Below are 26,980 nucleotides of genomic sequence, written 5' to 3'. Positions count from 1 at the left end.
GGCATAAAAATTTACATGGAGGTTATTGAAAGTTATCGTAATACATAAGGAACGGTTGAAGTGAAAGGAAGTATTACGATGAGATTAAGCGTACTAGATCAAGCTCCTATAACAAAAGGTAATACAGCAGAGGGAGCCCTAAAAAAAGCAGAAGAGTTAGCTATATTGGCGGATAAGCTAGGATATTATCGAATGTGGATGGCAGAGCATCATGGAACAAAAGCTTTTGCTAGTTCATCACCTGAGATAACAGCCACACATCTTGCTGCCAAAACGAAAAATATACGCATTGGAACCGGTGGAGTAATGATGATGCATTATTCTCCGTTAAAACTTGCAGAAGTATTTAAAACGCTAAGTGCTTTTTCACCTGGCCGAATTGATTTTGGAGTTGGCCGAGCTCCAGGTGGGGATAACTATTCCATTTATGCTTTATCTGAGGGGCGCCAGCCAATGTTGAATAATATGTATGAGAAATTTAAAACAGCTCTAAAGCTAATGAACGATGAAGTGCCGGAAGATAGCCTATATAATAAAACAATCGCGACACCTTATAACATAATGTTACCGGAGGCATGGTTACTTGGGTCCAGTGGTAATAGTGCAATTCAGGCAGGACGTATGGGTGTTGGATATTCGTTTGCACAGTTTTTCAATGGTGGAATGAATAAGGAAATTTTAGAAGCATATAGAAAGAACTTTCAAGCTTCAGCTTTTATGGAGAAACCAGAGATTTCTGTGACTTACCTAGCGACAGTAGCTGAAACAAAAGAAGAAGCAGAGTTTCAAGCACTTCCTCAAGATATTTCTAGACTTTCTTTAATGAGAGGGTCGATAATGCAAACGATGACACCAGAAGAAGCACAAGAGTATCCATTAACTGAAATGGATCGAATGATGATTCAAGAAAATCGTAAGATACATTTAGTTGGAAGTGCAAAAGAAGTTGCAACGATTTTACAAGATGAACAAGAAATGTATGGATTTGACGAAGCAATGATCTGTAGTATCCCACATTCGCAAGAGAAGCGTTTAGATGTGTATCGATTGTTAGCGGCTGAATTGTTTTAAGACTCATTGTATTAATTGCGAGTATTTGGTATATTATTAGTAATACAGTCTAAGATGTGACCAAGTAAATGAGAATTGTGAAACAGAAAATATAGCAATTGCTGAGAGCTATATCACCGCTTCTTGTTGAAACCTACCACGGAGATGTTATGCAAACATAACCGGTTCGTTGTCGTTAACCAACGTTTGAGATAGTTCGCTAAATTTGCGAACTAATTAAAGGTGGTACCGTGTCTATCCAGTGTAAAGACGCCCTTTTATAGGGGAGTTTTTACACTTTTTTTATTTTAAAGGAGGAAAAGTAGATGTCTACACAACAGAATGATTTTACAAAATGGTATATTGAAACGATTCAGAAAGCAGATTTAATGGATTACACGCCTGTTCGCGGATGCATCGCATTCAAACCAGATGGCTTTGAAATTTGGGAGCACATTCAAGAAGAAATGAACAAACGTTTTAAAGAAACTGGACATCGTAATGCTTATTTCCCAATGCTGATTCCAGAATCGTTTTTCCAAAAAGAAAAAGATCACATCGAAGGATTTTCTCCAGAGCTTCCATGGGTAACGGAAGCTGCTGGTGAACAATTAGAAGAACGTTTAGCACTTCGTCCAACTTCAGAAACGATGATCGGACACTTATATTCCGATTGGATCAAAAGTTATCGTGATCTTCCAGTGTTAATAAACCAATGGGCAAACGTATTCCGTTGGGAAAAGAAAACTCTTCCTTTCATCCGTACGTCCGAATTTTTATGGCAAGAAGGGCACACTGCACATGTAGATGAGGAAGAAGCTCGTAAAGAAACGATGCAAATGCTAAACATTTATAAAGAGGTTGTTGAAGAACTTTTGGCTATTCCAGTATATGATGGACAAAAGACACCTTCAGAACGATTTGCAGGAGCTGTGGATACGTATTCTATCGAAGCAATGATGAAGGATGGAAAAGCAGTTCAGGCAGGTACATCTCATTACCTTGGAACAAAGTTTGCTGAAGCATTTGATATTAAATATTTAAATAAAGAAAACAAACATGAACATGTTCATACAACTTCATGGGGAACTTCTACTCGTTTAATCGGTTCTGTAATAATGGTGCATGGGGATGAGCAAGGTTTAGTCTTACCACCACGTGTTGCTCCAACCCAAGTTGTATTGATTCCAGTGGGACCTTGGAAGAAGAATCCTGCAATTATGGAAAAACTGGATGAACTATTTGTAGCATTAAAAACAAAAGGTATTCGTGTGCGCCTAGATGATTCTGATCAATCTCCAGGCTATAAATTCAATGAATGGGAACTAAAAGGTGTTCCAGTTCGTGTTGAATTAGGACCTCGTGATTTAGAAAACAATCAAGCGTTAATGAAAACACGTGATGAGGCAGATAAATTCTCAGTGGACCTTGCTAATTTAGTGGAGCGTATTGAGGAAGAACTAAATACAATGCAAACACGTTTACTAGAAAAAGCTCGTGCATTCCGTGATCAAAATTCACATACACATGTAAATTCACTGGAGGAGTTAAAACACCATCTTTCGAACTCTACTGAAAATGGGGAAATTCCTGGTTGGATTCTTGCTGGTTGGTGTGGAGATGATGCTTGTGAAGAGCATGTAAAAGAAGAAACTAAATTCACAACACGTAACATTCCATTCAATCCACCTGCTGAAAAGTCTACATGTATCAACTGTGGAAAAGAATCAAAACATACTGTATGGTTCGGTCGCGCATATTAATTTAATCTTACAATCTAAACAACCATTGCATAGACAATGGTTGTTTTTTTATTTCATAAAAAATGTGTAAGATTAAAGCAAGAGATTCGTCTAATAATTAGAGGGAGGAGGAATTCTTTGGAGAAGCATCTAATAGAAGAATGGTTTGAGTTATATGAAAAGGATGTTACTAGTTATCTAATATATTATACGGGATCAATAGACGTAGAAGATCTCGTCCAAGAAACCTATCTAAGGGCTATGAAAAAAATGACGGTATATAAGAAAAATGGGCACCCTAAAACGTGGTTAGTATCGATAGCAAGAAATATGGTGATTGACCAATATCGAAAAAGTAATGTTTGGAATAAAATAAGACATCTATTTATAAAAGAACAAGATATTCTTATAAATAATATGGAACAAAACATAATGATAAACCAAGATAATAGCGTTTTATATCATACAATAAACCAACTGCCAGCTCATTATAAAGAAATAATTATTTTAAAAGGGATTATGGAAATGTCATCCAAAGAAGTCGGTTTAGTGATCAGAAGTAACGAGAATAACGTAAATGTTCTGTACCACCGTTCCTTAAAAAAATTGAAAGAATTGCTGGAAAAGGAGGGGTTTGAACATGGAAGAATATAAGAGTCTTGAAGAAAAATTAAAAAACTTCCCCCAATATTCATTAGAAATTGATAAAAGGAATAAAATACTTTATTTATTGAAATCAAAGAGAACTACTCAAAAATATTGGACTTCTTTAAAACCAATCATGTCTTTTTTAAGCCTAGCTATCATTCTATTATTTCTTTTTTTAACTAGTAGCCTCTTTAATAACTATAATGTGCAACATGGAGCGATTTTTACATTACCTGATAGAAATCAGCAGGTTATTGGAGTAGAAGGGAAAATAGGAATACTTGTATCTAAAGAGCAATTTGTTGCGGAAGACAGAAGACGAGGGGCAAAGCTCATGCTTTACTTTTGGGGAGATGTCGAAAAGCTTGTAGGAAAGAATTATCGAGTAGAAGCGGAAGGTATGAATGGTAAAAATATTGAATTGACTAAAGGGATTCTATCTAGTGGTTTAAATAGTGAGGATGCTCATGCATTAACTAGCTTTATTCCATTCCCAACAGAGGGGGGCTGGCAGTTATCCTTTTACGTGGAGGATCGTTTGTATGAATCATTTACTATTAATGTGTTACCACCATTTCCGAAAACAAAGCATTATACATTACTGAATTCACCAAAGGAGATTCCTGTTGGTAAAGAAAGTGAATTGAATATAGAAAGTACCATTGGTGATAAAGAAAAAATAGAAGTAAAGCTAATCGATGAAAAAGGAAACGTAAAGGAAACTTCTATGTTTCAACTTGATAGTTCCGCAATAGATGCTAATACCAATCAGACAATTTATCATTATTCAGGTGAAATTACATGGGGGGAACATGGCTCATGGAGACTACTTATTGATGGGGAGGAGACGGGATTATTTGAGAACTAGACAAAGAAACTTTTTCTTTATAATGTAGTTGTCTCATTATAAATAAATAATGTCGGCCGATAAATAAGAAAATCGTTGAAACGGCTCCCTTTCCTCGGGTGTTGCCTTAGCCTCCTCGCTGCGCTGCTGGACAGAGCGTAGCGAAATTAATTTTTGCGACGAGCTTGCGCAGGAGCATCGTTTTTTTGCGACGAGCTTGCGCAGGAGCATCGTTTTTTTGCGACGAGCTTGCGCAGGAGCAAGGGAAGCGGCTGAAGCCATGCCGGCGGAACGCGTCCGCCTGAAACGGAAATTAACGGGTACAAAATCTAAAACGCTCCTACCACAATAGTGGAAGGAGCGTTTTTCATAGTAGGAAATCCAGAGAAACTAATTGAGTTAACGTTTGCGATAGTTAGTCATTAGTCACTGGTAACATGGTGAAAAGTTACAGGTCATTGGTTTGCCGGTAGGGTTAAATGATTTCCTAACTATGCCTTGGCAAGGAGTCTCACCTTACCAAGGATTATGCATACTTTTCGTCGTCGAAGTTAAGGCTTATTGCATAGTTTTTAGCATTAATGAGTCCTGAAAGTTTATTTGCCTCTTTTTCATATTGTAGAGCATTTAAACGATATTCTTCTGGATTGAATAACGCAATTTGAATATATGTAGCTCCTTCGCCTCCATATCCGTATTGCACTCTTTCTTTTTCAGCAGCCCCTAGCTGTTTATAAATTCGAGCTTGGGCTCTCATTTGTGTTGCTAATTCAATTGCCTCCACAATGGTATATGCTTTGTCTTTAAACATAACCGTGTTGTTAATATTTGCTTCATAGATGAGTCGATCAAGTGTACGGATGTCTTTACGTGTTTCGGTAATTTCATTGTCCACTACTGAAACTGTTCGTGGTCCAACTTCTGGAACAGTGTCTTTTTCTATAATTTTATAAGCAACACGCATAATTTCTTCTTCCAGTTCATGAACTCTTTTCATTAATAAACTCTTTAGTTTAACTGCTTCTGCTAATGATATATTCGGCATATCTATATTCCCCTTTCTATTTGGTCATCGTGTAAAACAGTAGAGTACGCTTCTCCTCCATGGATTTGGGTAAACATATTTCTCATGGACTCAACTAATTGAAGAGCGTCTACTTCACCCATTGATGGCCGGAGAAAAACAATTTGAATAGCATTTTTTGTGTTCTCCGTTACAGCAGTTCTTTTAGAATCAACAAATGGACTTCCGAATGGACCATATGTATCTTGTAAAGTAAGGATGTTATTCAATTTATTTTCACGTCCATTTAGCCCTTCGTAAACCGTTTCTTCATTACCAAGAGATATTGTAATATCTCCTTGAATCTTATCTACATCATAAATTCCCATCGGTATTTCATAACGCATCGAGAAAAAGTTATTTAGATCAACAGCAGAATGCATAGGTGTGATATAATTTTGTTTTGCAATCCGTCTATATAGTGCTTCAACTGATGGTCGGTATCGATTTGGGTCAGCCCCGAATTTTTTCCATAAAATACGCCATTCTTTTATTCCAGCGAATTCAGTTATCGCTTTGTCCTCCATTTCAAAAAACAGCTGTTCTTGAAATAATTGGAGGCGTCCTTTAAGCATTTGAGGGGAAGAAGTTACAACAATTTTGGTATAATGTATAATGCCTATTTTAAAGGTAGGGTCTATTTGTAATAAAGAATTATCCATTTTTACAAGCATAATAACCATCCTTACACATATTTTCTTTAGTTTACCATAAGAAAGGAGAACAATTGTGAATATAAACCAATTTCAACAAGAACTAATTGAATATGCTGCTTCTATTGGGATTGATAAGATAGGATTTACTTCTGCTTCTCCTTTCCATGAATTAAAAAATAGATTGATTCGCCAACAAGAGCTAGAATTTGCTTCTGGTTTTGAAGAGCCTGATATAGAGAAAAGAACTCAGCCAGATCTCTTGCTTCCGGAAGCAGAGAGTATTATATCTATTGCCATTGCGTATCCATCAAAAATGAAAGATGCGCCTTTAAGTGTAAAAGGGGCGAGACGTGGTATTTTTGCAAGAGCTTCATGGGGGATAGATTATCATACTGTGCTACGTGAGAAACTAGCACTTTTAGAGTTATATATATTAACGCATATACCAAATGCAAGGTTGCGTTCCATGGTAGACACAGGAGAACTTTCTGATCGCGCAGTTGCAGAGAGAGCTGGTATTGGTTGGAGCGCAAAAAATTGTTCCATTATTACGCCGGAGTTCGGCTCCTATGTTTACTTAGGTGAGATGATTACATCTATTCCATTCTCTCCGAGCGAACAAATGGAGGAACAATGTGGTGATTGTAGGCTTTGCTTAGATATTTGTCCAACTGGAGCTCTAATAGAAGGAGGACAATTAAATGCTCAGCGATGTATTGCATTTATAACCCAAACAAAAACCATGGTTCCGGATGAATTTCGTGCAAAGATTGGAAACAGAATCTATGGCTGTGACACATGCCAAACTATTTGCCCCAAAAATAAAGGAAAAGCTAATTTGCATCAACCAGCTTTTCAGCCAGATCCCGAGCTCGTGAAGCCACTACTTATGCCAATGTTAGAAATGACTAATCGAACCTTCAAAGAAACATATGGACATATGTCTGGTGCTTGGAGAGGAAAAAATCCAATACAGCGAAATGCAATTATAGCATTAGCGCATTTTAAAGAAGTAGCCGCAGTACCAAAACTGATAGAATTGCTTGAAAATGATGCACGACCTGTTATTCGAGGAACAGCTGCATGGGCAATTGGTAAAATAAACACAGAAGATGGACTAGTAGCACTGAAGAAAGCAGAACAAAAAGAAGAAAACAATGAAGTACTAGAAGAAATTCGTAAAGGGCTTCAATTCTATACTATAGAGAAATAGGAAGTGGAAATGTTGAGCATTAATGTAGTGTTATATCAACCAGAAATTCCAGCTAATACTGGAAATATCGCAAGAACATGCGCAGGAACAGGAGCGAAATTACATTTAATACGTCCTCTAGGATTTTCTACAGACGATAAAATGTTAAAGCGTGCAGGTCTTGATTATTGGGAACATGTAGATATTACGTATTATGATGGTTTAGAAGAATTTTTTGACGCGTATCCTGAAGGGCTATTTTATTTAATTACTAAATTTGGGGCAAAACCTCATACTACCTATGATTTTAGTGATGGAGAAAAGGATCATTTCTTTATTTTTGGGCGTGAAACGAAAGGGTTGCCACGAGAAATTATTGATGCCCATCCCGACCGTTGCTTACGTATTCCAATGAACGACAATATCCGTTCGTTAAATTTATCTAATACTGCAGCTATTCTTATTTATGAAGCATTAAGACAGCAAAATTATCCTGGTCTTCATTAATAGAAGCACTAGTCATAAAAAAACGGACGTAGTCTTTTGAGACTCGTCCGTTTTTAATATTTATTACTTCTCAGATGCACCTGGTTTGTCATCGTAACCTGCTTTAAAAATAGCAGTAAGGAATGATACACAAACGCCAAGAATAAGGATAAGTTTCATATCGAGTGCCTCCTCTATATATTCTGAACTAAGTATACCCTACTTTGTTTGAAAAAGAAATATTGCGAAAAAGTGTAATTATGTCTAAAATGTTTCTTTTGAAAGTTGCAACCTTCAAATTATTCATCTACCATAAAGAAAAGGAGTGATTTTTTAAATGAGTAATTTGAAAAATGGTCCAGAAAACGGTTCGATGGCAACGAATATGGAAGAAGTGAAGTTACTAGGTAAACAGATGGATAGGCTGAGAGACAATAACGAGCTGGAGCAAGATAATCGTGTATCAGACCCAGCCCAGTCGGATGATGTTAGTAAGATGAAGAAAAGAGAAAACGACTGATTCAATCAGTCGTTTTCCTTATAAGAAAGGATGAGGACAATGGAATTACATATAAACTCGACGAAACAACTTGCGAACGGTGTAGAAATGCCACGAATTGGTTTAGGTGTATATAAAATGACGGAACCGGATATCGCACTTCAAGCGATTACAACAGCACTTGATGTAGGTTATCGTCATATTGATACAGCTTCCCTTTACGCGAATGAGAAAGAAGTCGGAGAAGCTGTACGCAATTCATCTGTTTCCCGTGAAGATATTTTCGTAACAACTAAAGTTTGGAACACGGACCAAGGATATGATCAAACCTTAAAAGCATTTGAGAAGTCTTTAGAATTATTAGGACTAGATTACCTAGATTTATATTTAACACATTGGCCAGTAAAAGATACTTTTGAAGACACGTACCGTGCGATTGAACGCTTATATGAAGAAAAGCTGATTCGTGCAACAGGTGTTTCGAACCACCATCAGCACCATTTGGAAGCAATTGCAGCAAAGGCAAATGTTAAGCCAATGGTCAATCAAATCGAATGTCATCCTCGCTTGACACAATTTGATCTTCGTGAATATTGTGCGGAGCAGGGTATTGCGGTAACTTCATGGTCCCCTCTAGCAAGAGGCGGATTACTAAACGAACCTAGTCTACAAAGAATTAGTGAAAAATATGGTAAATCACCAGCTCAAACGATTATACGCTGGCACTTACAGCATGACTTAATTGTAATTCCTAAATCAGTAACACCAACTAGAATAGAAGATAATATAAATGTATTTGATTTTGAATTATCGTTTGAAGACATGAAAAACATAGATTCACTCAATCTGAATGAACGCAGAGGTGCAGACCCAGATAATTTTAATTTTAATTAAACACTAATAACACTTATTCTATTAAATACATAGAGTAAGTGTTTTTCTATTTTTTGGTTATTTTTAACTTTATTGTTGTTAAGTAAAGATTTGAAAAGGTATAGCATACGCGCTGGCAACTGTCAGTATTAAGAATGTGCGCCTTAAAAGTGACAAGTGCGAGAAGAATGAATAACAAGGTTAACATCCTAAACAAGACACAATAAATAACAGAGACTATTTTCTAAATATGAAACTAAATCGTCTATTTAATCGTATGTTGTACTAAACTAAGTGGAGTGTTGAAGCCACAAATTTAAAATGCGGATGATAAATTAAATGAATAAAAATATGATATGGTTGGATATTTTATTTTATATTATTCTCCCTTTTATCATTTGGACTTATGGACGGGAGATTCTAGGCGATTATTGGGCTATGTTATTGTCAACCTCACCTGGCTTCATATACACAGTCTTTCGATTCGTGATAGATCGTCAATTCAATATTACGGGAACTTTTATATTGATAAGTCTATTGATTGGTACGTTGGTAGATTTACTGTCTGGGTCAGCTGAACAAATGTTATGGAATCAAGTTATTGTCGGTTTAGCTTTTAGTTTAATTTATCTTGGCTCGCTTACATTAAAAAAACCACTTGCTTTGTACTTTTTCGTAGATCTAGCCTATCTACAAGGGTATGCACGAGAGAATAGCAAAAAATTATTTTTTAGAAAAGAGCTATTAATATGGTTTCAGTTATTAACCTTGCTATTCGTCGTGAGGGGGTTAGCTTTAGCCGGGGTAAAGTCTTGGCTTATCTATAAGTATGGTGTGGATGCTTATAGTTCTATGCTTCTTTATACGAGAGTTATAGGAGGGTCCTTTTCTGTTCTTATGGCAATCGGGTATGTCTTTATAGGTATTAAGATAAAACAAGTAACAACGTTAGAAGGCAAAGTGGAGGTTAAAGTATAAGAATGGATCCCGTTACCTTTGGCCAGAACAATACCCCTCATCGAAAAAAACGAGGGATATTGCTCTTATATATTCACTTCTCTTTTTCTTTCTCCATTTCTATTTTTTTCATACTTTCTTGATATTCTTCTTCTACATCTGAAGTTGACGGGATAAAGGGCTCATCGTTGTAATCAGTTCGTTTTCCATATCGGCATATCTCATAAATGATCATTCCATTATTAGGCATTCCATTTATTGTTTTCATAGGCACGATATCGAATAGAACAAAGTAAAATGTATAAAAAATAAAACGTTCCAAAAATGTTTGGTATTCCTGTAAGTATCCGTTTGCTAATAGCGCATTAATAATTAGTGCTACTAGTAGATTAATGAGAATCGGGCCAGCGTAAATGCAAATATACGCTGGCTTACTTTTTCTCTTTATTGAATCATAAGAATACCAACTGTATAGATGATAATATTTTCGCACATCAAAAATTCCTATTTTAAAAATCCGAGGACCAGATCCAATGGTAAGCCTAGGATTTTGAACTCCAAAAATTTTACTCACAATTAAGTATCCTGTTTCTCTCAAAAATACTACTACGGGCAAGATAATAAATGCTGAAATGATTAATGAAAGTAAATCTGAAAAACCAAAGATTTTATCACTTCCCTTAAATTGATATTATCAACACTATTATCTTAAATACCCTAATAAACGAAGAAGAATCTTGTAATAAACTCCTAAAAAACAGAAAAAGTATCGGTAAAAGGAACCGATACTTTTTAGAAGAGAATTATTTTATGTTTCCACGTTTGTTTTTAGGATTCTTTATCCAGTATCTAATTCCTTTACCTGCATAAGGCTCATCTTTGAAACGTGGAATAACGTGAAGGTGTGCATGCATTATATGTTGTCCAGCATCCAACCTACGTTGTATCCATCTGGACTTAGGTTTTCATCTAGTAGAGCTTTCACTTCTTTTAACAGTGAAAATGTAGCATTCCATTCATCCTCTGTTAAGTCGAATACATTTTCACGATGGCTAATTGGGACAATAAGACCTGAACCAATTAATACATCGTGGAATTTGAATGAACATACACTTTTCATTTTGTAAAATAACTTCTTGATCTTTAATCATTTCCAAGTGACAAAATGGTCAATTTTTCATTGCTTTTTATCTTCCACGACAATTACTTCGCCTGTAATTGGATGAACGAATTGAACTTTGAATGCATGAAGCTCATAAGTTTTTGTCGGTGTTTTTTTCGCTCCATATAAATCATCACCAACAATCGGATGACCTAAGTGAGCAAAATGTACACGAATTTGGTGTGTGCGTCCTGTTTCTAATATTGCGTGTACCTTGGTGAAATTCGGATGTCTACCAACTACTTCATAATGTGTAATAGCTAGTTGGCCGGAAGGTGAAACTCGTCTTCTTGTAGGATGATGACGATCACTTCCGATTGCAGCTCGAATTGTACCATGATTATTTTTCACTTGCCCCTCGACTACAGCTTCATATGTGCGAACAATTTCTTTGTTTTCAAGCATTCGATCTAGCATGCCTTTAACAATTGGATTTTTCGCTATAACGACTAACCCTTTTGTCCCCTCATCAATTCGATGAACATGTTCACCATACTTTTGGCCCTTGTTTGCTAAATAGTTCTGCACCGTATTCATGAATGTATGGTTTTGTCCTGATTCATTTGGATGAGTAGCCACTCCACGTGGTTTAGATGCAATTAGTAAATATTCGTCTTCATATGCAACATAAAGTGGGATTTGATCAGAAAGAAGATAGTTCGAAGCATCCCCCTCCCATTTGAAAACTAGGATGTCTCCTTTTGAAAGAGTAGATTTCCATTGCAGAAGCTCTCCGTTTACATCACTAACTGCCTTTTGCATGCGCAAATCATGGATAAGTTTTTTCCCAAGCTTCCACTTTTGTTGTAAAATCGTTTCAATTGTTAATCCATCTTCTAATACTGTATAACGGAATGTATGGTTCATGATCGTGTCTCCTTTTAAAAAAAGGTCATGCCTGTTGGGTCATGACCTTTCTGCTTATCAAATATAACGAATGCTTGTCTCTTTGGGAATATTCCACTTTTATTATTTCAATACTACTTGATCGAAAAAGGCTTGTATGTTTTCGTTAGGTACTGCACCTTCTACTCGCTCAACTTCTTTCCCATTATCAAAATAAACTAAAGTTGGTGTTGCTGTGATTTGATAGTCATCCCAGCCTTGCTCATATTCAAGGATATTATATTTTACAATATCTACACCGTTTTCCTCTGCAAGAGGGGTTAATCTAGGCGTCAATTCTTTACAGTGTACACATTCTGGACTAAAGAAGTAGGCAGTTACTGGTTCACCGCTTTCAATTTTTGCTTGTAACTCATCAGGATTGATAATATTTTGGTAGTTTTCATCATCAATTAAATCAATTGTGGATTGGCTTAAATCCTCTTTGTCATAGGGACTGTCAGCTAATTTCGATTTATTTGCTTGGTTTGTTAAGACGATGATTAATACAAATACAACAACGATTATTCCGCCGAAAATGGCTAATTTTTTCATCCTTTTTTTTCCTCCTTAATGCTTCTTAAAATTAATACACTGCTAATTGCGATTAAAATAAATGCAATAAGTGCTAAAAATGGTATTGTAATAAATCCTAAATAGTTTATATACTCTCCAGTACATGGAACTCTACCACACGTTGGAGCAGTTTCTTGCATAAAACTTAGTTTTTGAATGCTATAGTGATATGCTGATATACAACCGCCAATTACTGAAAAAATGAGAGAAGTAAGTGCTATTTTTGCATTTTTTTGCGCGTAAGCGACTCCTAAAATAATGACGAGTGGATACATGAGAATACGTTGATACCAACATAATTCACAGGGCTCGTACCCTCGGATTTCAGAAAAATATAAGGAACCAATTGTAGCAGTTAAAGCCACTGACCACATAAATAACAAGATATTTTCAATTTTTTTTGTCATAGGTTGCTCCTTTAAAATACTTTGAACTCAAATCAAAGTATAAGGGTTATTTTAAGGTATGTAAATTATTTTATCTGTTTAGGAAAGAGAGCTATAATATAAAATAGTTAATAAAAAGAGGAGCGTTCAGAATGTCAGAAGAATTCGATTTATCACAGTTTGAAAAAAGTATGATTATAAGACAAATGTCTTTTTCAGATATAGATTCCATCTTAGAAATCTCACGCCTATGTTTCCCTGGAATGGAGCCATGGGATGTTGCACATTTACGAAGTCATTTAACTATTTTTCCGGAAGGGCAATTGGTTGCAGAACTAGACGGAAAAGTAATTGGATCTTGCTCCAGCTTAATTATTAACTTCGATGAGTATGATGACCGACATTCCTGGTCAGACGTTACAGATTCAGGATATATAACGAATCATAATCCAGACGGATATAACTTATATGGAATTGAAGTGATGGTGCATCCGGATTATCGTAGAATGAAGGTGGGCCAGCGTTTATATGAAGGTCGAAAAGACGTTGCGAGACAGTTCAATTTAAAGTCCATTATTATTGGTGGACGGATTCCTAATTATCATAAACACGCTAATGAAATGTCACCAAGAGAATACGTTACAGCAGTATCACGACATAAAATATATGACCCAGTCCTAACATTTCAGTTAATGAACGGATTTACGCTTATGCGTATTAATCCTAATTATCTTCCTGATGATCGGGCTTCTGCAAAATACGCTACGTTGATGGAATGGAATAATGTAGATTATATTCCTTTGTCCAAGAGACATTTTAAAACGAGCTACCCAGTACGTATTTGTGCAGTACAATATATGATGCGTAAAATTAATTCCTTTGAAGAGTTTGCACATCAATGCGAGTACTTTGTGGATGTAGCATCCGATGCACAATCGGATTTTGTTGTATTTCCAGAAATATTCACAACACAATTAATGTCAATTTTAGACGAGCCTTCACCTAGCCAGGCCGTTCGCAAGTTAACTGAATATACGCCGCAGTATATGGAATTATTTGCAGATTTATCTGTTCGCTACAATATTAATATTATTGCTGGATCTCATTTTGTAGAGGAAGAAAATGAGGAAATCTATAATATTGCGTATTTATTCCACAGAGACGGCGCAATCGATAAACAGTATAAAATCCACATTACGCCGAATGAACGGAAATGGTGGGGAATTAGTTCTGGAGATACTGTTCAAGTATTTGACACTGATTGTGGTAAAATTGCCATTCAAATTTGTTATGATATCGAGTTTCCTGAGCTTGCTAGGATTGCGACAGATATGGGTGCAAATATTATTTTTGCACCGTTTTGTACAGAGGATCGTCAAGGATATTTACGTGTTCGTTATTGTGCGCAAGCTCGCGCAGTAGAAAATCAAATATATACTGTTATCTCAGGTACTGTAGGAAACTTACCTCAAACAGAAAATATGGATATCCAGTATGCCCAGTCTGCTATCTTTGCACCTTCCGATTTTGAATTTGCAAGAGATGGAATTGTAGGAGAAACAGAGCCAAATGTTGAAATGGTCTTAATCGGGGATGTCGATTTAGAAATTCTAAGACGTCAAAGACAAGATGGTACGGTAAAGCATTTAAAAGACCGCCGTCATGACGTCTATGGTATTGATTATAAAAAATGAGGAATGGGAGTTTCGCAATATGTCATATAAACAATTATTTGACCAATGGAATAGTTTTTCCGATTTAGAACCTATTTGGAAAGAAGATCTTCAGTTACTGATCAAAGATGATAAACGAATGGAAGATGCTTTTTACCGTGACCTAGAGTTTGGTACAGGTGGAATGCGTGGAGAAATTGGAGCCGGGACGAATCGTATGAATACATATACGATTCGCAAGGCTACTACTGGACTTGCTGAATATATAAAAGCGGCTGGATCAGAAGCAATGAATCGTGGAGTGGTTATTGCTTATGATAGCCGTAGATATTCTCCTGAGTTTGCACAGGAAACTGCTAATACACTAGCGTCCAATGGCATTAAAGCCTATTTATATAGTGAGCCTAGAACAACTCCTCAGCTTTCCTATTCTGTTCGCAAACTACAAGCATTTATGGGAGTCGTTATTACCGCTAGTCATAATCCACCTGAGTATAATGGTTACAAAGTATACGGGGAAGATGGGGCTCAGCTGAACTTAAGTGATGCAGATGCAGTCATTGCTTATGTGAATGAAGCAGGAGATGCACTCCAAATAAAACAAAAATCTTTAAATGAAAACCTAATTGTCCGGTTAGATGAGGAAATAGACAAAGCATATATAAATGAATTAAAAACAGTACAAGAAAATCCAACAATTGCGACCAATTCTGATTTAAAAGTAGTATTTACACCTCTTCACGGTGCATCAGGAAAAACTGTGAAGAGGATATTAAACGAAGTAGGATACAGACATATCCATTATGTAAAAGAACAAATGGAACCAAACGGTGAGTTCCCTACAGTAAAATCCCCAAATCCAGAAGAAGAGAGTGCTTTTGAATATGCTATTCAATATGGCAACGAAGTAGATGCTGATATATTAATTGCGGTAGATCCAGATGGAGATCGAGTTGGACTAGCAGTTAAAACGAGCGAAGGTTATAAATTATTAACGGGCAATCAAACAGGTGCGATATTAATAGAGTATTTATTGACACAAAGAAAAGAAAAAGGTGAGATGCCTGCTAATGGACGAGTATTTAAAACAATTGTGACCTCTGATTTTGGACGTGTTATTGCTGAATATCATGGAGCAAGTTCGGAAGATGTGTTAACAGGTTTTAAATTTATTGGTGAGAAAATTAAACAATATGAAGAAACGAAACAATTCGAGTTTTTATTTGGTTATGAAGAGAGCTATGGTTATTTAGTTAAAAGTTTTGCAAGAGATAAGGATGCCATCCAAAGTGTTCTAGCTATAGTAGAAGCAGCTGCTTACTATAAAGAGCAAGGAATGACATTAGTGGAACTTTTACATGCATTATACGATAGACATGGTTATTACTTAGAAGGTCTCATTTCAGTCACGAAAAAAGGTGTTACTGGGGCAAATTCAATTAGAAATTTACTGGAACAATTACGATTAAATACCTTGGCAGAAGTGGCTGGAATAGCAGTCCTTTCACAAGAAGATTATTTAACTTCTTTGAGAACATTTGCAGACGGTCGAGAAGAGGAGCAATTGTTATTACCAAAATCAAATGTTATTAAATATTTTCTAACGGACGGTTCTTGGGTATGTGTTAGACCGAGTGGAACAGAGCCAAAGATAAAGTATTATTTTGGTGTGACAAGCGCTTCAGAAACTGAAAGTATGGAGAAATTAGAAGCAATTAAACATGCATTTACAACAGAAATGAATAAGTTCTTGAATTAATTGAGACAATCCGAGTAAATTATATACTCGGATTTAGATTAGACAAACTCGAATTTATATAGATAATTCAGTTTTTCCGAAGCTTACCGCTCGCTTTCTGCAGGCGAGCACCGAGCCGCTTGGGCCAACACGATGTTGGTTATGAAGGCGTTGCCTCAGAACGAGGCATTCTTAGCCATCCTACTTTACGCTGAGGGCACTGAAATGTCGTCCAATAAATAAGAAAATCGTTGAAACGGCTCCCTTTCCGCGGGCGTTGCCTTAGCCTCCTCGCTGTGCTGCGGGGTCTTCGGCTAACGCTATTCCCGCAGGAGTGTCGCCTTTTTCAACGATTTTCAAAAAATACTAATTGAAAAAATTTAAGTGATAAAAACTTGCTCTATTAATAGCATGATGGTTTTCTAATTGAAAAGCGAATAATAGTTGATTGGAGTGGAAGGTGGCGACTCCAGCCGGAATAGCAAATGTTTTCTGCACCGAAAGCGAAGCGGCAGGTGCATGAGCTGAAGACCCTGGACTGAGCGCAGAGAGGGAAGCGGCTGAAGCCATGCCGGCGGAAAGCGTCCGCCTGGAACGGAAATCAACGGTGCCCAAACAAAAAGCGATTCCTTGTTATTTAGTAAAGTCAAATTCTATAGATTTTTTCACTGCCCTCTCTACGCTCCACCAGGATCTCGTCTGTCTCGCTTTCCCGCAGGTATCGAGCGGACGCTTCTTCAAACCAATAAATGTTACCTTAATATTTTCTTTATTTCTCAGGAATAATCTTGAGTATTTAAATAGTTACAACATAAAATCTAAATAATGAATGAGACCAAGTAGCCAACTGGCTTTAGTCTTCAATCTGAATCCGAGTAAATTATATACTCGGATTTTTTCATTTGAATGTAATAGTTTCAGTCAAAAGTATGATGTCTTGTTTTTACAATCATCGAACATAAAATGATAAGATGGGAATAGGAAATTACGGAATACGGAGGAGTTTACATGCAATCCAATGAACTCTCAAACATAGAATTATTGAAAGAAATAGCTGAGTTTTTAAATGAAGAAACCGAAATGGAACAGATGCTGCAAGGGGCACTACAAAAACTTTTAGAAGGAACAATTTTTGAAACCGGATGGATATTTTTTATCAATAAAAAAGGAAAGCAACAGCTCATTACTCATGAAAAGTTGCCAAGAGCACTTCAAGAAAATGAATGCAAACATTTACAAAAAGGTGGATGTTGGTGTGTTACAAGATTTCAAAAAGGTGATTTAAACAAAGCTTCTAATATTATTGAATGTAAACGAATCGTCAATGCAAGAAATATGAATCGTGAAGATCACGGTGGCATAACTCATCATGCAACGGTCCCTTTACAATCAGGACAAGAACAATTTGGGCTATTAAATGTAGCAACACCGAATACAATTCGATTTGAAGAAGGGGAGCTTGCTCTTCTTGAATCTGTTGCCTTTCAAATCGGTTCTGCTATAAAACGAATTTATTTAACGAAACAGGAGCAACAAGTTGCACTTGTACAGGAAAGAAATAGACTCGCACGTGATTTACATGATTCAGTTAACCAATTACTTTTTTCGGTGACGTTGACAGCACGTGGCGGAGTTGAAATGACCGACCAAAAAGAAATAAAAGAAACGTTTAAAGAAATTCAATATTTAACGCAAGATGCACTAACCGAAATGAGAGCACTTATCTGGCAGCTACGTCCAAAAGGCTTAGAGTCTGGCATCATTGAGGGCATAAAAGGGTATGGAGAGATTCTAGGATTAACACTTACTGTAAAAGTCAAAGGGGTTGTTAATTTGCCAGCGAGTATTGAAGAGACTCTGTTTCGAATTGCTCAGGAAGCGCTTAACAACGTTCGAAAGCATTCAGGTGTACTAAAAGCGGAGCTCTACTTAACGGTTACTCCGACAGATATTCTATTAGTTGTTAAAGATGAAGGTAGAGGATTTCATATGAATGAATTGAAAAGTTTACCTTCTATTGGTTTACAGAGTATGAGAGATCGAGCACGTGCAGTTGGTGGAACAGTAGATTGGGTGACAGAATGGAATAAAGGTACGGAAATTTTAGTACGTTTACCTTATTAGGAGGGAGTAAGCATGATACGAGTATTGATTGCAGATGACCATCATGTTGTTAGAAGAGGCTTAATGTTCTTTTTAAAAACGCAAAAGGATATGGATATTATCGGAGAAGCAACGAATGGAAGAGAAGCGATAGAGTTGACAGCTTCTTTACATCCAGACGTTATACTTATGGACCTAGTTATGCCTGAAATGGATGGAATTCAAGCAACTAAGCGAATAAAAGAAAAGTTTCCAGATATTCAAATTTTAATGCTTACTAGCTTTTCGGATAGAGATCATGTTATTCCAGCATTAAAGGCAGGAGCAGCAGGATACCAATTAAAAGATATTGAACCCGATGATCTGGCAGAAGCTATTCGAAAATTAATGCGTGGGGAACATACGATACATCCTGAAGCAACGACGCAGTTAGAAAGAGAAAATGAACCAGCCGAAATAAGTCCACATGAAGAACACCCTTTAACACCAAGAGAACAAGATGTATTGTCAGAGCTAACAAAAGGGAAAAGCAATCGAGAAATTGCTTCTTCACTGTTTGTAACGGAAAAAACAGTAAAAACACATATATCCAATATTTTCGCAAAGCTTCATGTTCAAGATCGTACACAGGCAGCATTGTATGCAGTGAAACACGGACTGACAGAGCCAAGCGGACAATAAAAAACCGATGTATCCTTGCGATACATCGGTTTTTTAGTTAAAAATCTGGGTATCGCTCAATCTTTTGGGAGAGTCGCTCAATCTTCAGACAGAATCGCTCAATAACACCAAATTATCGCTCAATCATCCCAAACAATCGCTCAATCCATTAATAACTCTTCTAAATGAGGTTCTATATGTACAAGAACGACGGAAAAGGGTTTTACTTTCATGATGCGCTGCTCAATCTCTTCTGTAATTCGATGGCTGTCCACTACGTTGAGATTAGGATCAACAGTAACTGTTAAATCAACAAACATTAAATTACCATGCATTCTTCCTTTAAAGCTTTTTAAAGTTTTAACCCCATTCACAAGCTTTACAACTGTTGAAAGGGCTTCAGCTTCATCCACATTAAAACCATCCGAGAGTGTATAAGCTGCTTCATGAAAAATAGTATACGCGGTATACATGATTATAATCCCAACAATTAAAGCTGTTATGCCATCTAATATAGGAAAACCTAAAATGGATCCAACTATACCTACTGTAGCTCCGATACTTACTAATGCATCCGAGCGATTATCATACGCCGCTGCTTTAAGGGCTGCACTATTAATACGTGTACCTAATTTTAAATTGTATCTATAGACAATATACATGACCACTGCACTGATAAAACCTACAATCGCAGTTAATGTAGAAGGAACTTCTTCTACTGGATTTGCTAGATGTTGAACAGCTTGAAGTATAACTTGAATACCTATTGCAGCCATAATGAAGGCAGCAACTAAGGATGCTATCGTTTCTGCACGTAGATGTCCATATTGATGATGATCATCAGGTGGTTTTTGAGAGATTCTAAGCCCGATAAGTATTGCAATTGATGCAATAATATCCGTAAAGTTATTTAGTCCATCCGCTTTTAATGCTTCGGAAGAACCAAGGAAACCGACAGTTAGTTTAAATGCACTTAATACTAAATAAATACAAATACTAACCCAAGCGCCTTTTTCCCCTTCGCGTAAGTTTGTGTATAGTTCCAAAGTGTTTCCTCTTTTCAACATTTTTAGGCATATGAAAACGACTCTCTTATTGGGAGAGTCGTTGCTATTATTGTTCTGTTTGAATGTCTTCTTCTATATCTTCTTTTTCTTCTTCGAAAGGAGGTGTTTTGATAATCTCTAAATATTGAATATGATGTCCGTCAATATCTTTTATCATAAACTCAAAGCCCTGTTCAAATATTTTTTCGCCTTTAACGGCATCGAAGCTTTTTGACATAAACCATCCGCCAATTGTATCGATATCTTCCTCATCAATATCAATGCCAAGTAAATCATTGACATTTTCAATCAACATTTTAGCATCAACAATATAGTGGTTATCTCCGACCTTTTGAACTTCTGGAAGTTCATCTGTATCGAATTCATCACGGATGTCTCCGACAATCTCTTCGATTATATCTTCTATTGTAACAAGTCCAGAGGTACCACCGTATTCGTCCATTAAAATAGCCATGTGAATTCGTTCTCGCTGAATTTTAAGTAATAGATCCGCGATTGGCATCGTTTCAATAACACGAATAATTGGTTGCATATAATCACTAACTGGAGTTGTGGCATTTTCAGGGTTTTTAATATATGCAGTTAATAAATTTTTCATATTCACAAGTCCGATAATATGGTCTTTGTCACCATCTGTTACGGGATATCTTGTATATTGCTCTACTCCGATTAACTCAAAGACTTCTTTTAATGTTAAATCTTTATCAATGGAAATGATTTCTGTACGAGGTACCATAATTTCTTTAGCGATACGGTCATCAAATTCAAAAATTTTGTTCACATATTTATATTCAGCTTGGTTAATTTCTCCGCCCTTAAAACTTTCGGAAAGAATCATACGAAGTTCTTCCTCTGAATGGGCAACTTCTGATTCAGAAACAGCATCTAAGCCAAATACTCGTGTAGCTAAGAATCGTGCTGAACCATTCATCCCGTGAATGACCGGGTACATAAGCTTGTCAAATATAAGTAGCGGTTTTGCAACTGCTAGTGTTATTGCTTCTGCTCTTTGAATGGCAAAAGTTTTTGGAGTTAATTCTCCAACTACTACATGTATATATGTTACAAGGGAGAATGCAATAACAAATGAAAGTAAAGAAGAAACACTTTCGGGAAGTTCAAAATAATCAAATGCCGGATGTAATATTGCCTCAATTGTCGGTTCTCCAAGCCAACCTAAACCTAATGCGGTTATCGTGATTCCGAGCTGACAGGCAGATAAATATTCATCCAAATTAGACACTATTTTTTTGGCATTTAACGCGCTCTTATTTCCTTCAGCAACGAGCTGATCAATTCTTGTCGATCTTACTTTTACTATTGCAAATTCACTTGCAACAAAAAATGCAGTGAATGCGATTAAGACAGCAAAAGCTGTCAATCGTATGGCTATGTCCAAATAATTACTTTGTCCCTAACCCAAATGAGGGGTAGAACAAAGTGTACACCTCCTGTTTTCTAAAAAATAGTTTATAGTTTTAATAATAAAATAATGTCATGTAAATTACAAATCTTTCTACTTAACAGATTAAGCCTATATCTTTTCACTCAAAGAAAATTTACATAAACTTATCATTAAAAGTGCTGAATTTATAAGATAATAATAGAAAGATAGAATGGGGGTTCTACATTGAAAAATACATATATCGAAATTTTGAAAGCATCTACAAAACTTGGATTAACATCATTTGGTGGACCTTCTGCACATATAGGATATTTTCGTGAAGAGTATGTTCAGAAAAGAAAATGGTTGGATGACAAATTATACGCTGACATTGTAGCGTTATGTCAATTTTTACCTGGTCCTGCATCTTCTCAAGTAGGAATATCTATAGGTTTACTTCGTGGAGGAATAGCTGGCGGTATTATTTCTTGGTTAGGATTTACTATGCCATCAGTTATTCTTCTAATGTTATTTGCTATGTTTGTTTCGGCTACAGGTTCTTTTGATAGTGGATGGATACATGGTTTGAAAATAGTGGCGGTAGCGGTAGTTGCTCATGCTCTTTTAGGAATGCAAAAGTCACTTGCCCCAGATCGTATAAGAATTTCTATTGCAGTAGCTTGTGCTATATTGACATTACTTATTCCAACCGCTATCGGTCAAATTTGTATAATCATTGCAGCAGGAGTTTTTGGATATATTTTATATAAAAATGAGGAAGTGGAGCATGCTCCAGAAATTTCACTTTCTTTTGGGAAAAGAATAGGATTCTTAAGTTGGACTATATTTTTTGTTTTATTGATTTTATTGCCATTATTAAAACCATTATTTAACTCTGTTTATTATTCTATGTTTGATGCTTATTATCGAGTTGGTTCCATCGTTTTTGGTGGAGGGCATGTTGTTTTACCAATGCTTCAAAGAGAAGTAGAGGTTTCACCAGATATTTTCCTTGCTGGGTATGGTGCAGCTCAAGCTGTTCCGGGGCCACTATTTACATTAGCTGGTTATTTAGGGCAGGTAACTGCAGGGATTCCAGGTGCGCTGATAGCTGTCTTTGCAATGTTTTTACCTTCTTTTTTATTAGTTATTGGGACCTTACCCTTTTGGACAGTTATTCGTTCCAAAAGAGGTATACAAGCGGCATTAAAAGGAGTAAATGCCGCAGTAGTTGGGATCCTGCTTGCTGCATTATATAATCCTGTTTTTACTAGTGCAGTGAATAGTACGATGGATTTTGTTATCGTTCTTATTACTTTTACGTTGCTTTCTGTGTATAAATGGCCGCCAATTTACGTAGTATTATTTAGTGCAATTTTTGGAGCCATTATGCATATAATTTAATTAGTCCCTTTTTTTAGAAAAGTGTTGACATTGGAAATTTTTATATGCTAATGTTAAGGGACACTAAATAAAAAAAGAGAAATGGAGGTATGAAAAATGATTCGTTTAATTGATATAAAAAACAACTTAATAATTTTTTCATGCCTACCATCGAACGATAAATGATTTTATAATAGACATTTTTTAGGTTTACTTTGTCTATTTAAAAGCACATTACCGTAATATGGGTAATGTGCTTTTTTGTGTTCATTTATTTCCATTTTTTAGTGAAAATGTAAGAAAGGAAGGGTTTGAATATGACTATTCAACGGACAAAACAAATTTTATTAAAGGAATCTCTAGAAGGTGGCTAGCTTGTTTTTATTTAAGAGAGAGAAGAAATGAGGGGATTAAATAATGTTTTCGGTTTTATTTAAATTAAAGTGGTTTTTTAGTGATCATTGGAAGCGATATACAGTCGCTGTTAGCTTGCTCATAGTAGCAAGTGCATTTGAAGTAATACCTCCGTGGTTGGTTGGAGAAGCAATAGATACCATTACAACGGGGAATATGACTCCAGATTCATTAACGATGTATGTGTTCTACTTTATCGGCATAATTATCATTGGATATGTGCTAAATTTTGTTTGGCAATATCAATTATTTGGTGGCTCTATTACGATAGAGCGTATTTTAAGAACCAAATTAAATAGAAAATTTTTAAGTATGACACCAACATTTTATGAAAAAAATCGTACGGGTGATTTAATGGCTCGTGCAACAAATGATTTAAATGCGGTTGCAACTACAGCTGGTTTTGGAATTATGACATTGATCGATTCAACGATGTATATGGCAGCACTCATCCTAGCGATGGGGTTCATTATTTCATGGAAGCTTACATTTTTTGCAATATTACCGATTCCGATTTTAGCTTTTATCATGCAATATTTAGGGAAAATAATTCATGAAAAATATATGACTGCACAAGATGCATTTGGCGATTTAAATGACCGAGTTCTTGAATCTGTTGCTGGTGTTCGTGTTATTCGTGCATATGTCCAAGAAAGAGCAGACGAAAAGAAGTTTGCAGACATGAGTGAAGAAGTATACCAAAAAAATATGGTCGTTGAACGAATTGATGCACTATTTGGTCCAATTACAAAAGTAGGTACAGGTATTAGTTATGTAGTTGCTTTAGGTTACGGTGCATATCTCGTTTCACAAAATGAAATGACAGTTGGGAATTTAATCACATTTAATGTTTACTTAGGGATGGCAATATGGCCAATGTTTGCAATTGGAGAATTAATCAATGTTATGCAACGTGGGAATGCTTCCTTAGATCGTGTGCAAGAAACGCTGGACTATGAAGCTGATGTAAAAGATCCATTGAGTCCTGTGAAACTATATGATGTGAATTCCATCGGATTTGAAGATGTTGGTTTCCAATATCCAATGTCACAGGTGAAAAATCTTCAAAATATCCGAGTAAACCTTCAAAAAGGGCAAACACTTGGTATTGTCGGAAAAACAGGATCAGGAAAAACAACCTTTATGAAACAACTTTTAAAGGAATATCCTATTGGAGCTGGACAGCTAACAATTGGAGATATAGCAATTTCTGAGCAAACAAAAGAGCAAGTTCTAGAATGGATTGGATACGTTCCGCAGGATCATGTTCTATTCTCACGGACAATTCGTCAAAACATTCTTTTTGGTAAAGAAGATGCAACGGAAGAAGAGCTAGAAGAAGCAATTCGATTAGCGCATTTCCAACGTGATTTGATGAACTTGCCGATGGGTCTTGAAACATTGGTAGGAGAAAAGGGTGTCTCTTTATCAGGTGGTCAAAAACAACGGGTATCTATTGCAAGAGCACTTATTAAAAATCCAAAGATTTTACTATTAGATGATTCGCTTTCCGCAGTGGATGCGAAAACAGAAGCGAAAATTATTGAAAATATACAAAATGAACGTAGTGGGAAGACAACAATTATTACGACGCATCGATTGTCAGGTATTCAACATGCAGACCATATTATCGTTTTAGACGAAGGAATGGTTGTAGAAGAAGGTACTCATGAGGAACTTCTTCAGCAAAATGGTTGGTATAAAGAGCAATACGATCGTCAACAGCTTGAGGGGGTGTCGTCATGAGTACAGGAAAACGACTCTACCATTATGCGTTATTTTATAAAAAGCCAATTTTACTTGGTTTAATCTTTTTAACAATTGCAGTGTTTGCAGACTTAACCGGTCCATTCATCGCAAAGAAAATTATCGACGACCATATTACAGAAGGGGCTATTGATCTTCAGCCTATATTAATGCTATTAGCTGTATTCTTTGGTTTATCGATTGTAACAGCAGTTTTTAGATACTTTATGTTTATTAATCTTCAGATTGGGGCTAACCGTGTTGTACAAAAGCTGAGAAATGATGTATTTCAGCATATACAAACGTTACCAATACAGTATTTTGATAACTTGCCTGCTGGTAAGGTAGTTGCACGTGTTACAAATGATACAGAAGCTATTCGTAATCTATATGTGCAGGTACTATCTCAGTTTGCAACAAGTATTATTTCAATCGCAGGTGTTTATGTAGCTTTATTTATCCTAAATGTAAAAATGGCTGCAATGGCACTTTTTGTTGTACCAATCGTTTATGTATGGATGATCGGATATCGAAAATATGCTTCTAAATATAATCATATTGTTCGTACGAAGATCGCCGATTTAAATGCAATGTTGAACGAATCAATTCAAGGTATGTCCATTATTCAAGCTTTTAAACGAGAGAAGCAAATGGAACGTGAATTTGAAGAGATGAATGGAGAACATTACCGCTATCAAAATAAATTGCTTACACTTGATTCGGCAACTTCATTTAACTTAGTTAGTGTTTTACGATCCTTAATGTTTATTATGTTTATTTGGTATTTTGGTAGCCAGTCCATGGAACCAAATACAATCATTTCAGCAGGTATGCTTTATGCATTTGTTGATTATACGACAAGACTATTTAATCCGATTACAGGAATTGTGAACCAATTTTCGCAATTGGAGAGATCTCTTGTTGCAGGTAATCGTGTGTTCCGTTTACTTGATGAATCAGGAGAAAAAGTGGAAGATCAACGTATGGAACGATATGAAGGAAATGTTGAGTTTCAGAATGTATCTTTTGCATATAAAGAGAAGGATTATGTATTAAAAAATTTAAACTTTGTAGCCAATAAAGGGGAAACGGTAGCACTTGTTGGGCATACTGGATCAGGAAAAAGCTCGATTATGAACTTATTGTTCCGTTTCTATGATCCATCAAAAGGAAAGATTCTCATTGATGGTGTTGATATAACATCGTTACCAAGGCAAACAATACGAGATCATATGGGTATCGTTTTGCAAGATCCTTATTTATTTTCAGGAACAATCGAGTCAAACGTAAGCTTGAATGATCCTCGTATTTCCCGTAAGACAGTGGAGGCTGCATTGGAAGCAGTTGGGGGAGAGCGAGTATTAAAGAATCTTGAAAAAGGTTTAGATGAACCTGTAATTGAAAAGGGTAGTACACTATCCTCTGGACAAAGACAGCTAGTTTCATTCGCTAGAGCACTTGCTTTCGACCCTGCCATTCTAATATTGGATGAGGCAACTTCAAATATTGATACAGAAACGGAAGAAATAATACAGCATGCAATGGATGTATTGAAAAAAGGAAGAACAACTTTTATCATTGCACACCGACTTTCTACTATTAAGAATGCAGATCGAATTTTAGTATTAGATCGTGGTGAAATTGTAGAGAGTGGAACGCATGATGAGTTGCTACAGCTACAAGGACGCTATGAACAAATGTATAAATTACAAGCAGGAGTATCTCAGCACGTATAATACGTGCGGGGATATTCCCTTTTTTATGTATTGAAGTTTTCTATCGAAAATCGT

At 36.2% G+C, this 26,980-nt stretch carries 25 protein-coding genes and 1 other annotated feature; of the genes, 16 read left to right on the top strand and 9 right to left on the bottom strand.

Annotated elements, in window-relative coordinates:
• Positions 1–78: 78 nt before the first annotated feature.
• The 4 genes from P2Q73_RS02130 to P2Q73_RS02115 all read left to right on the top strand — a co-directional run bounded on the left by P2Q73_RS02130 (position 79) and on the right by P2Q73_RS02115 (position 4,308).
• Positions 79–1,071: an LLM class flavin-dependent oxidoreductase gene (locus P2Q73_RS02130; protein WP_275783416.1), complete on the top strand. Its 993-nt coding sequence runs from the start codon at positions 79–81 to the stop codon at positions 1,069–1,071.
• 42 nt (positions 1,072–1,113) lie between these two features.
• Positions 1,114–1,331: a binding site (T-box leader), on the top strand.
• A gap of 45 nt (positions 1,332–1,376) precedes the next feature.
• Positions 1,377–2,813, top strand: coding sequence for a proline--tRNA ligase (gene proS / locus P2Q73_RS02125; RefSeq protein ID WP_275783414.1), 1,437 nt, complete (start codon positions 1,377–1,379; stop codon positions 2,811–2,813).
• A gap of 117 nt (positions 2,814–2,930) precedes the next feature.
• The gene (locus P2Q73_RS02120; protein ID WP_275783411.1) at positions 2,931–3,446 is read left to right on the top strand and encodes an RNA polymerase sigma factor; all 516 of its coding nucleotides are present in this window, start codon (positions 2,931–2,933) and stop codon (positions 3,444–3,446) included.
• A complete protein-coding gene (locus tag P2Q73_RS02115) occupies positions 3,433–4,308 on the top strand; it encodes a hypothetical protein (protein WP_275783408.1) in 876 nt (291 codons plus the stop codon). Before P2Q73_RS02120 ends, P2Q73_RS02115 begins: the two co-directional genes overlap by 14 nt.
• Before the next feature lie 505 nt (positions 4,309–4,813).
• On the opposite strand, the gene P2Q73_RS02110 is transcribed toward P2Q73_RS02115, so the two are convergent.
• Both P2Q73_RS02110 and P2Q73_RS02105 read right to left on the bottom strand, forming a co-directional pair.
• Complete coding sequence (locus tag P2Q73_RS02110; protein ID WP_053588301.1) at positions 4,814–5,332, bottom strand: hypothetical protein; 519 nt, start codon at positions 5,330–5,332, stop codon at positions 4,814–4,816.
• Positions 5,333–5,334: 2 nt separating this feature from the next.
• A complete protein-coding gene (locus P2Q73_RS02105) occupies positions 5,335–6,024 on the bottom strand; it encodes a B3/B4 domain-containing protein (protein WP_275783404.1) in 690 nt (229 codons plus the stop codon).
• Positions 6,025–6,079: 55 nt separating this feature from the next.
• On the opposite strand from P2Q73_RS02105, the gene queG reads away from it, so the two are divergent.
• From queG to P2Q73_RS02080, 5 genes are all read left to right on the top strand, one after another.
• A complete protein-coding gene (gene queG / locus P2Q73_RS02100; protein ID WP_056832409.1) occupies positions 6,080–7,219 on the top strand; it encodes a tRNA epoxyqueuosine(34) reductase QueG in 1,140 nt (379 codons plus the stop codon).
• Between the two features lie 12 nt (positions 7,220–7,231).
• A complete protein-coding gene (gene trmL / locus P2Q73_RS02095) occupies positions 7,232–7,705 on the top strand; it encodes a tRNA (uridine(34)/cytosine(34)/5-carboxymethylaminomethyluridine(34)-2'-O)-methyltransferase TrmL (protein WP_275783464.1) in 474 nt (157 codons plus the stop codon).
• A 316-nt stretch (positions 7,706–8,021) separates the two neighbouring features.
• Entirely contained in the window at positions 8,022–8,204 is a 183-nt protein-coding gene (locus P2Q73_RS02090) for a hypothetical protein (protein ID WP_053588305.1), read from the top strand.
• A gap of 39 nt (positions 8,205–8,243) precedes the next feature.
• A complete protein-coding gene (locus tag P2Q73_RS02085; protein WP_275783398.1) occupies positions 8,244–9,077 on the top strand; it encodes an aldo/keto reductase in 834 nt (277 codons plus the stop codon).
• 318 nt (positions 9,078–9,395) lie between these two features.
• Positions 9,396–10,034, top strand: a complete 639-nt coding sequence (locus P2Q73_RS02080; RefSeq protein WP_275783395.1) for a VC0807 family protein — start codon at positions 9,396–9,398, stop codon at positions 10,032–10,034.
• 73 nt (positions 10,035–10,107) lie between these two features.
• Here P2Q73_RS02080 and P2Q73_RS02075 read toward each other — a convergent pair whose 3' ends face one another.
• The 5 genes from P2Q73_RS02075 to P2Q73_RS02055 form a co-directional block, all read right to left on the bottom strand.
• Entirely contained in the window at positions 10,108–10,587 is a 480-nt protein-coding gene (locus P2Q73_RS02075) for a hypothetical protein (protein ID WP_253278940.1), read from the bottom strand.
• 339 nt (positions 10,588–10,926) lie between these two features.
• Positions 10,927–11,133, bottom strand: coding sequence for an HIT family protein (locus tag P2Q73_RS20320; protein ID WP_345798824.1), 207 nt, complete (start codon positions 11,131–11,133; stop codon positions 10,927–10,929).
• Positions 11,134–11,190: 57 nt separating this feature from the next.
• A complete protein-coding gene (locus P2Q73_RS02065; RefSeq protein WP_275783391.1) occupies positions 11,191–12,042 on the bottom strand; it encodes an RluA family pseudouridine synthase in 852 nt (283 codons plus the stop codon).
• Positions 12,043–12,144: 102 nt separating this feature from the next.
• On the bottom strand, positions 12,145–12,615 hold the full coding sequence (locus P2Q73_RS02060) for a thioredoxin family protein (RefSeq protein WP_056832417.1): 471 nt from the start codon (positions 12,613–12,615) through the stop codon (positions 12,145–12,147).
• Positions 12,612–13,043 carry a disulfide oxidoreductase gene (locus tag P2Q73_RS02055; protein WP_056832419.1) on the bottom strand — a complete coding sequence of 144 codons (432 nt, stop codon included), beginning with the start codon at positions 13,041–13,043 and terminating at the stop codon, positions 12,612–12,614. Before P2Q73_RS02055 ends, P2Q73_RS02060 begins: the two co-directional genes overlap by 4 nt.
• Positions 13,044–13,174: 131 nt before the next feature.
• On the opposite strand from P2Q73_RS02055, the gene P2Q73_RS02050 reads away from it, so the two are divergent.
• From P2Q73_RS02050 to P2Q73_RS02035, 4 genes are all read left to right on the top strand, one after another.
• Positions 13,175–14,716, top strand: coding sequence for a carbon-nitrogen hydrolase family protein (locus P2Q73_RS02050; protein WP_053588312.1), 1,542 nt, complete (start codon positions 13,175–13,177; stop codon positions 14,714–14,716).
• 19 nt (positions 14,717–14,735) lie between these two features.
• Entirely contained in the window at positions 14,736–16,454 is a 1,719-nt protein-coding gene (locus tag P2Q73_RS02045) for a phospho-sugar mutase (protein ID WP_275783387.1), read from the top strand.
• Between the two features lie 987 nt (positions 16,455–17,441).
• Positions 17,442–18,557, top strand: coding sequence for a GAF domain-containing sensor histidine kinase (locus P2Q73_RS02040; protein ID WP_053588314.1), 1,116 nt, complete (start codon positions 17,442–17,444; stop codon positions 18,555–18,557).
• 12 nt (positions 18,558–18,569) lie between these two features.
• Positions 18,570–19,217: a response regulator gene (locus P2Q73_RS02035; protein WP_053588315.1), complete on the top strand. Its 648-nt coding sequence runs from the start codon at positions 18,570–18,572 to the stop codon at positions 19,215–19,217.
• A 140-nt stretch (positions 19,218–19,357) separates the two neighbouring features.
• On the opposite strand, the gene P2Q73_RS02030 is transcribed toward P2Q73_RS02035, so the two are convergent.
• Both P2Q73_RS02030 and P2Q73_RS02025 read right to left on the bottom strand, forming a co-directional pair.
• The gene (locus P2Q73_RS02030) at positions 19,358–20,242 is read right to left on the bottom strand and encodes a cation diffusion facilitator family transporter (protein ID WP_275783382.1); all 885 of its coding nucleotides are present in this window, start codon (positions 20,240–20,242) and stop codon (positions 19,358–19,360) included.
• A gap of 67 nt (positions 20,243–20,309) precedes the next feature.
• Positions 20,310–21,662, bottom strand: coding sequence for a hemolysin family protein (locus P2Q73_RS02025; RefSeq protein ID WP_231687510.1), 1,353 nt, complete (start codon positions 21,660–21,662; stop codon positions 20,310–20,312).
• Between the two features lie 231 nt (positions 21,663–21,893).
• On the opposite strand from P2Q73_RS02025, the gene chrA reads away from it, so the two are divergent.
• From chrA to P2Q73_RS02010, 3 genes are all read left to right on the top strand, one after another.
• Entirely contained in the window at positions 21,894–23,051 is a 1,158-nt protein-coding gene (chrA, locus tag P2Q73_RS02020; RefSeq protein ID WP_275783378.1) for a chromate efflux transporter, read from the top strand.
• A gap of 396 nt (positions 23,052–23,447) precedes the next feature.
• On the top strand, positions 23,448–25,190 hold the full coding sequence (locus tag P2Q73_RS02015) for an ABC transporter ATP-binding protein (protein ID WP_275783375.1): 1,743 nt from the start codon (positions 23,448–23,450) through the stop codon (positions 25,188–25,190).
• Entirely contained in the window at positions 25,187–26,926 is a 1,740-nt protein-coding gene (locus P2Q73_RS02010; protein WP_275783372.1) for an ABC transporter ATP-binding protein, read from the top strand. The genes P2Q73_RS02015 and P2Q73_RS02010 overlap by 4 nt, the downstream gene beginning before the upstream one ends.
• The last annotated feature ends 54 nt before the right edge of the window (positions 26,927–26,980 follow it).

The organism is Bacillus sp. Cr_A10 (genome assembly GCF_029222665.1).
Classification (GTDB): Bacteria; Bacillota; Bacilli; order Bacillales_A; family Planococcaceae; genus Psychrobacillus.
This window is presented reverse-complemented; position numbering and strand designations above follow the sequence as displayed.

Excerpts from the sequence above, each read along its gene's own strand:
- P2Q73_RS02130 (WP_275783416.1), top strand. The coding sequence starts at position 79 with ATGAGATTAAGCGTACTAGATCAAGCTCCTATAACAAAAGGTAATACA.
- proS (WP_275783414.1), top strand. The coding sequence starts at position 1,377 with ATGTCTACACAACAGAATGATTTTACAAAATGGTATATTGAAACGATT.
- P2Q73_RS02115 (WP_275783408.1), top strand. The coding sequence starts at position 3,433 with ATGGAAGAATATAAGAGTCTTGAAGAAAAATTAAAAAACTTCCCCCAA.
- P2Q73_RS02110 (WP_053588301.1), bottom strand. The coding sequence starts at position 5,332 with ATGCCGAATATATCATTAGCAGAAGCAGTTAAACTAAAGAGTTTATTA.
- P2Q73_RS02105 (WP_275783404.1), bottom strand. The coding sequence starts at position 6,024 with ATGCTTGTAAAAATGGATAATTCTTTATTACAAATAGACCCTACCTTT.
- P2Q73_RS02090 (WP_053588305.1), top strand. The coding sequence starts at position 8,022 with ATGAGTAATTTGAAAAATGGTCCAGAAAACGGTTCGATGGCAACGAAT.
- P2Q73_RS02085 (WP_275783398.1), top strand. The coding sequence starts at position 8,244 with ATGGAATTACATATAAACTCGACGAAACAACTTGCGAACGGTGTAGAA.
- P2Q73_RS02080 (WP_275783395.1), top strand. The coding sequence starts at position 9,396 with ATGAATAAAAATATGATATGGTTGGATATTTTATTTTATATTATTCTC.
- P2Q73_RS20320 (WP_345798824.1), bottom strand. The coding sequence starts at position 11,133 with ATGAAAAGTGTATGTTCATTCAAATTCCACGATGTATTAATTGGTTCA.
- P2Q73_RS02065 (WP_275783391.1), bottom strand. The coding sequence starts at position 12,042 with ATGAACCATACATTCCGTTATACAGTATTAGAAGATGGATTAACAATT.
- P2Q73_RS02060 (WP_056832417.1), bottom strand. The coding sequence starts at position 12,615 with ATGAAAAAATTAGCCATTTTCGGCGGAATAATCGTTGTTGTATTTGTA.
- P2Q73_RS02055 (WP_056832419.1), bottom strand. The coding sequence starts at position 13,043 with ATGACAAAAAAAATTGAAAATATCTTGTTATTTATGTGGTCAGTGGCT.
- P2Q73_RS02050 (WP_053588312.1), top strand. The coding sequence starts at position 13,175 with ATGTCAGAAGAATTCGATTTATCACAGTTTGAAAAAAGTATGATTATA.
- P2Q73_RS02045 (WP_275783387.1), top strand. The coding sequence starts at position 14,736 with ATGTCATATAAACAATTATTTGACCAATGGAATAGTTTTTCCGATTTA.
- P2Q73_RS02040 (WP_053588314.1), top strand. The coding sequence starts at position 17,442 with ATGCAATCCAATGAACTCTCAAACATAGAATTATTGAAAGAAATAGCT.
- P2Q73_RS02035 (WP_053588315.1), top strand. The coding sequence starts at position 18,570 with ATGATACGAGTATTGATTGCAGATGACCATCATGTTGTTAGAAGAGGC.
- P2Q73_RS02015 (WP_275783375.1), top strand. The coding sequence starts at position 23,448 with ATGTTTTCGGTTTTATTTAAATTAAAGTGGTTTTTTAGTGATCATTGG.
- P2Q73_RS02010 (WP_275783372.1), top strand. The coding sequence starts at position 25,187 with ATGAGTACAGGAAAACGACTCTACCATTATGCGTTATTTTATAAAAAG.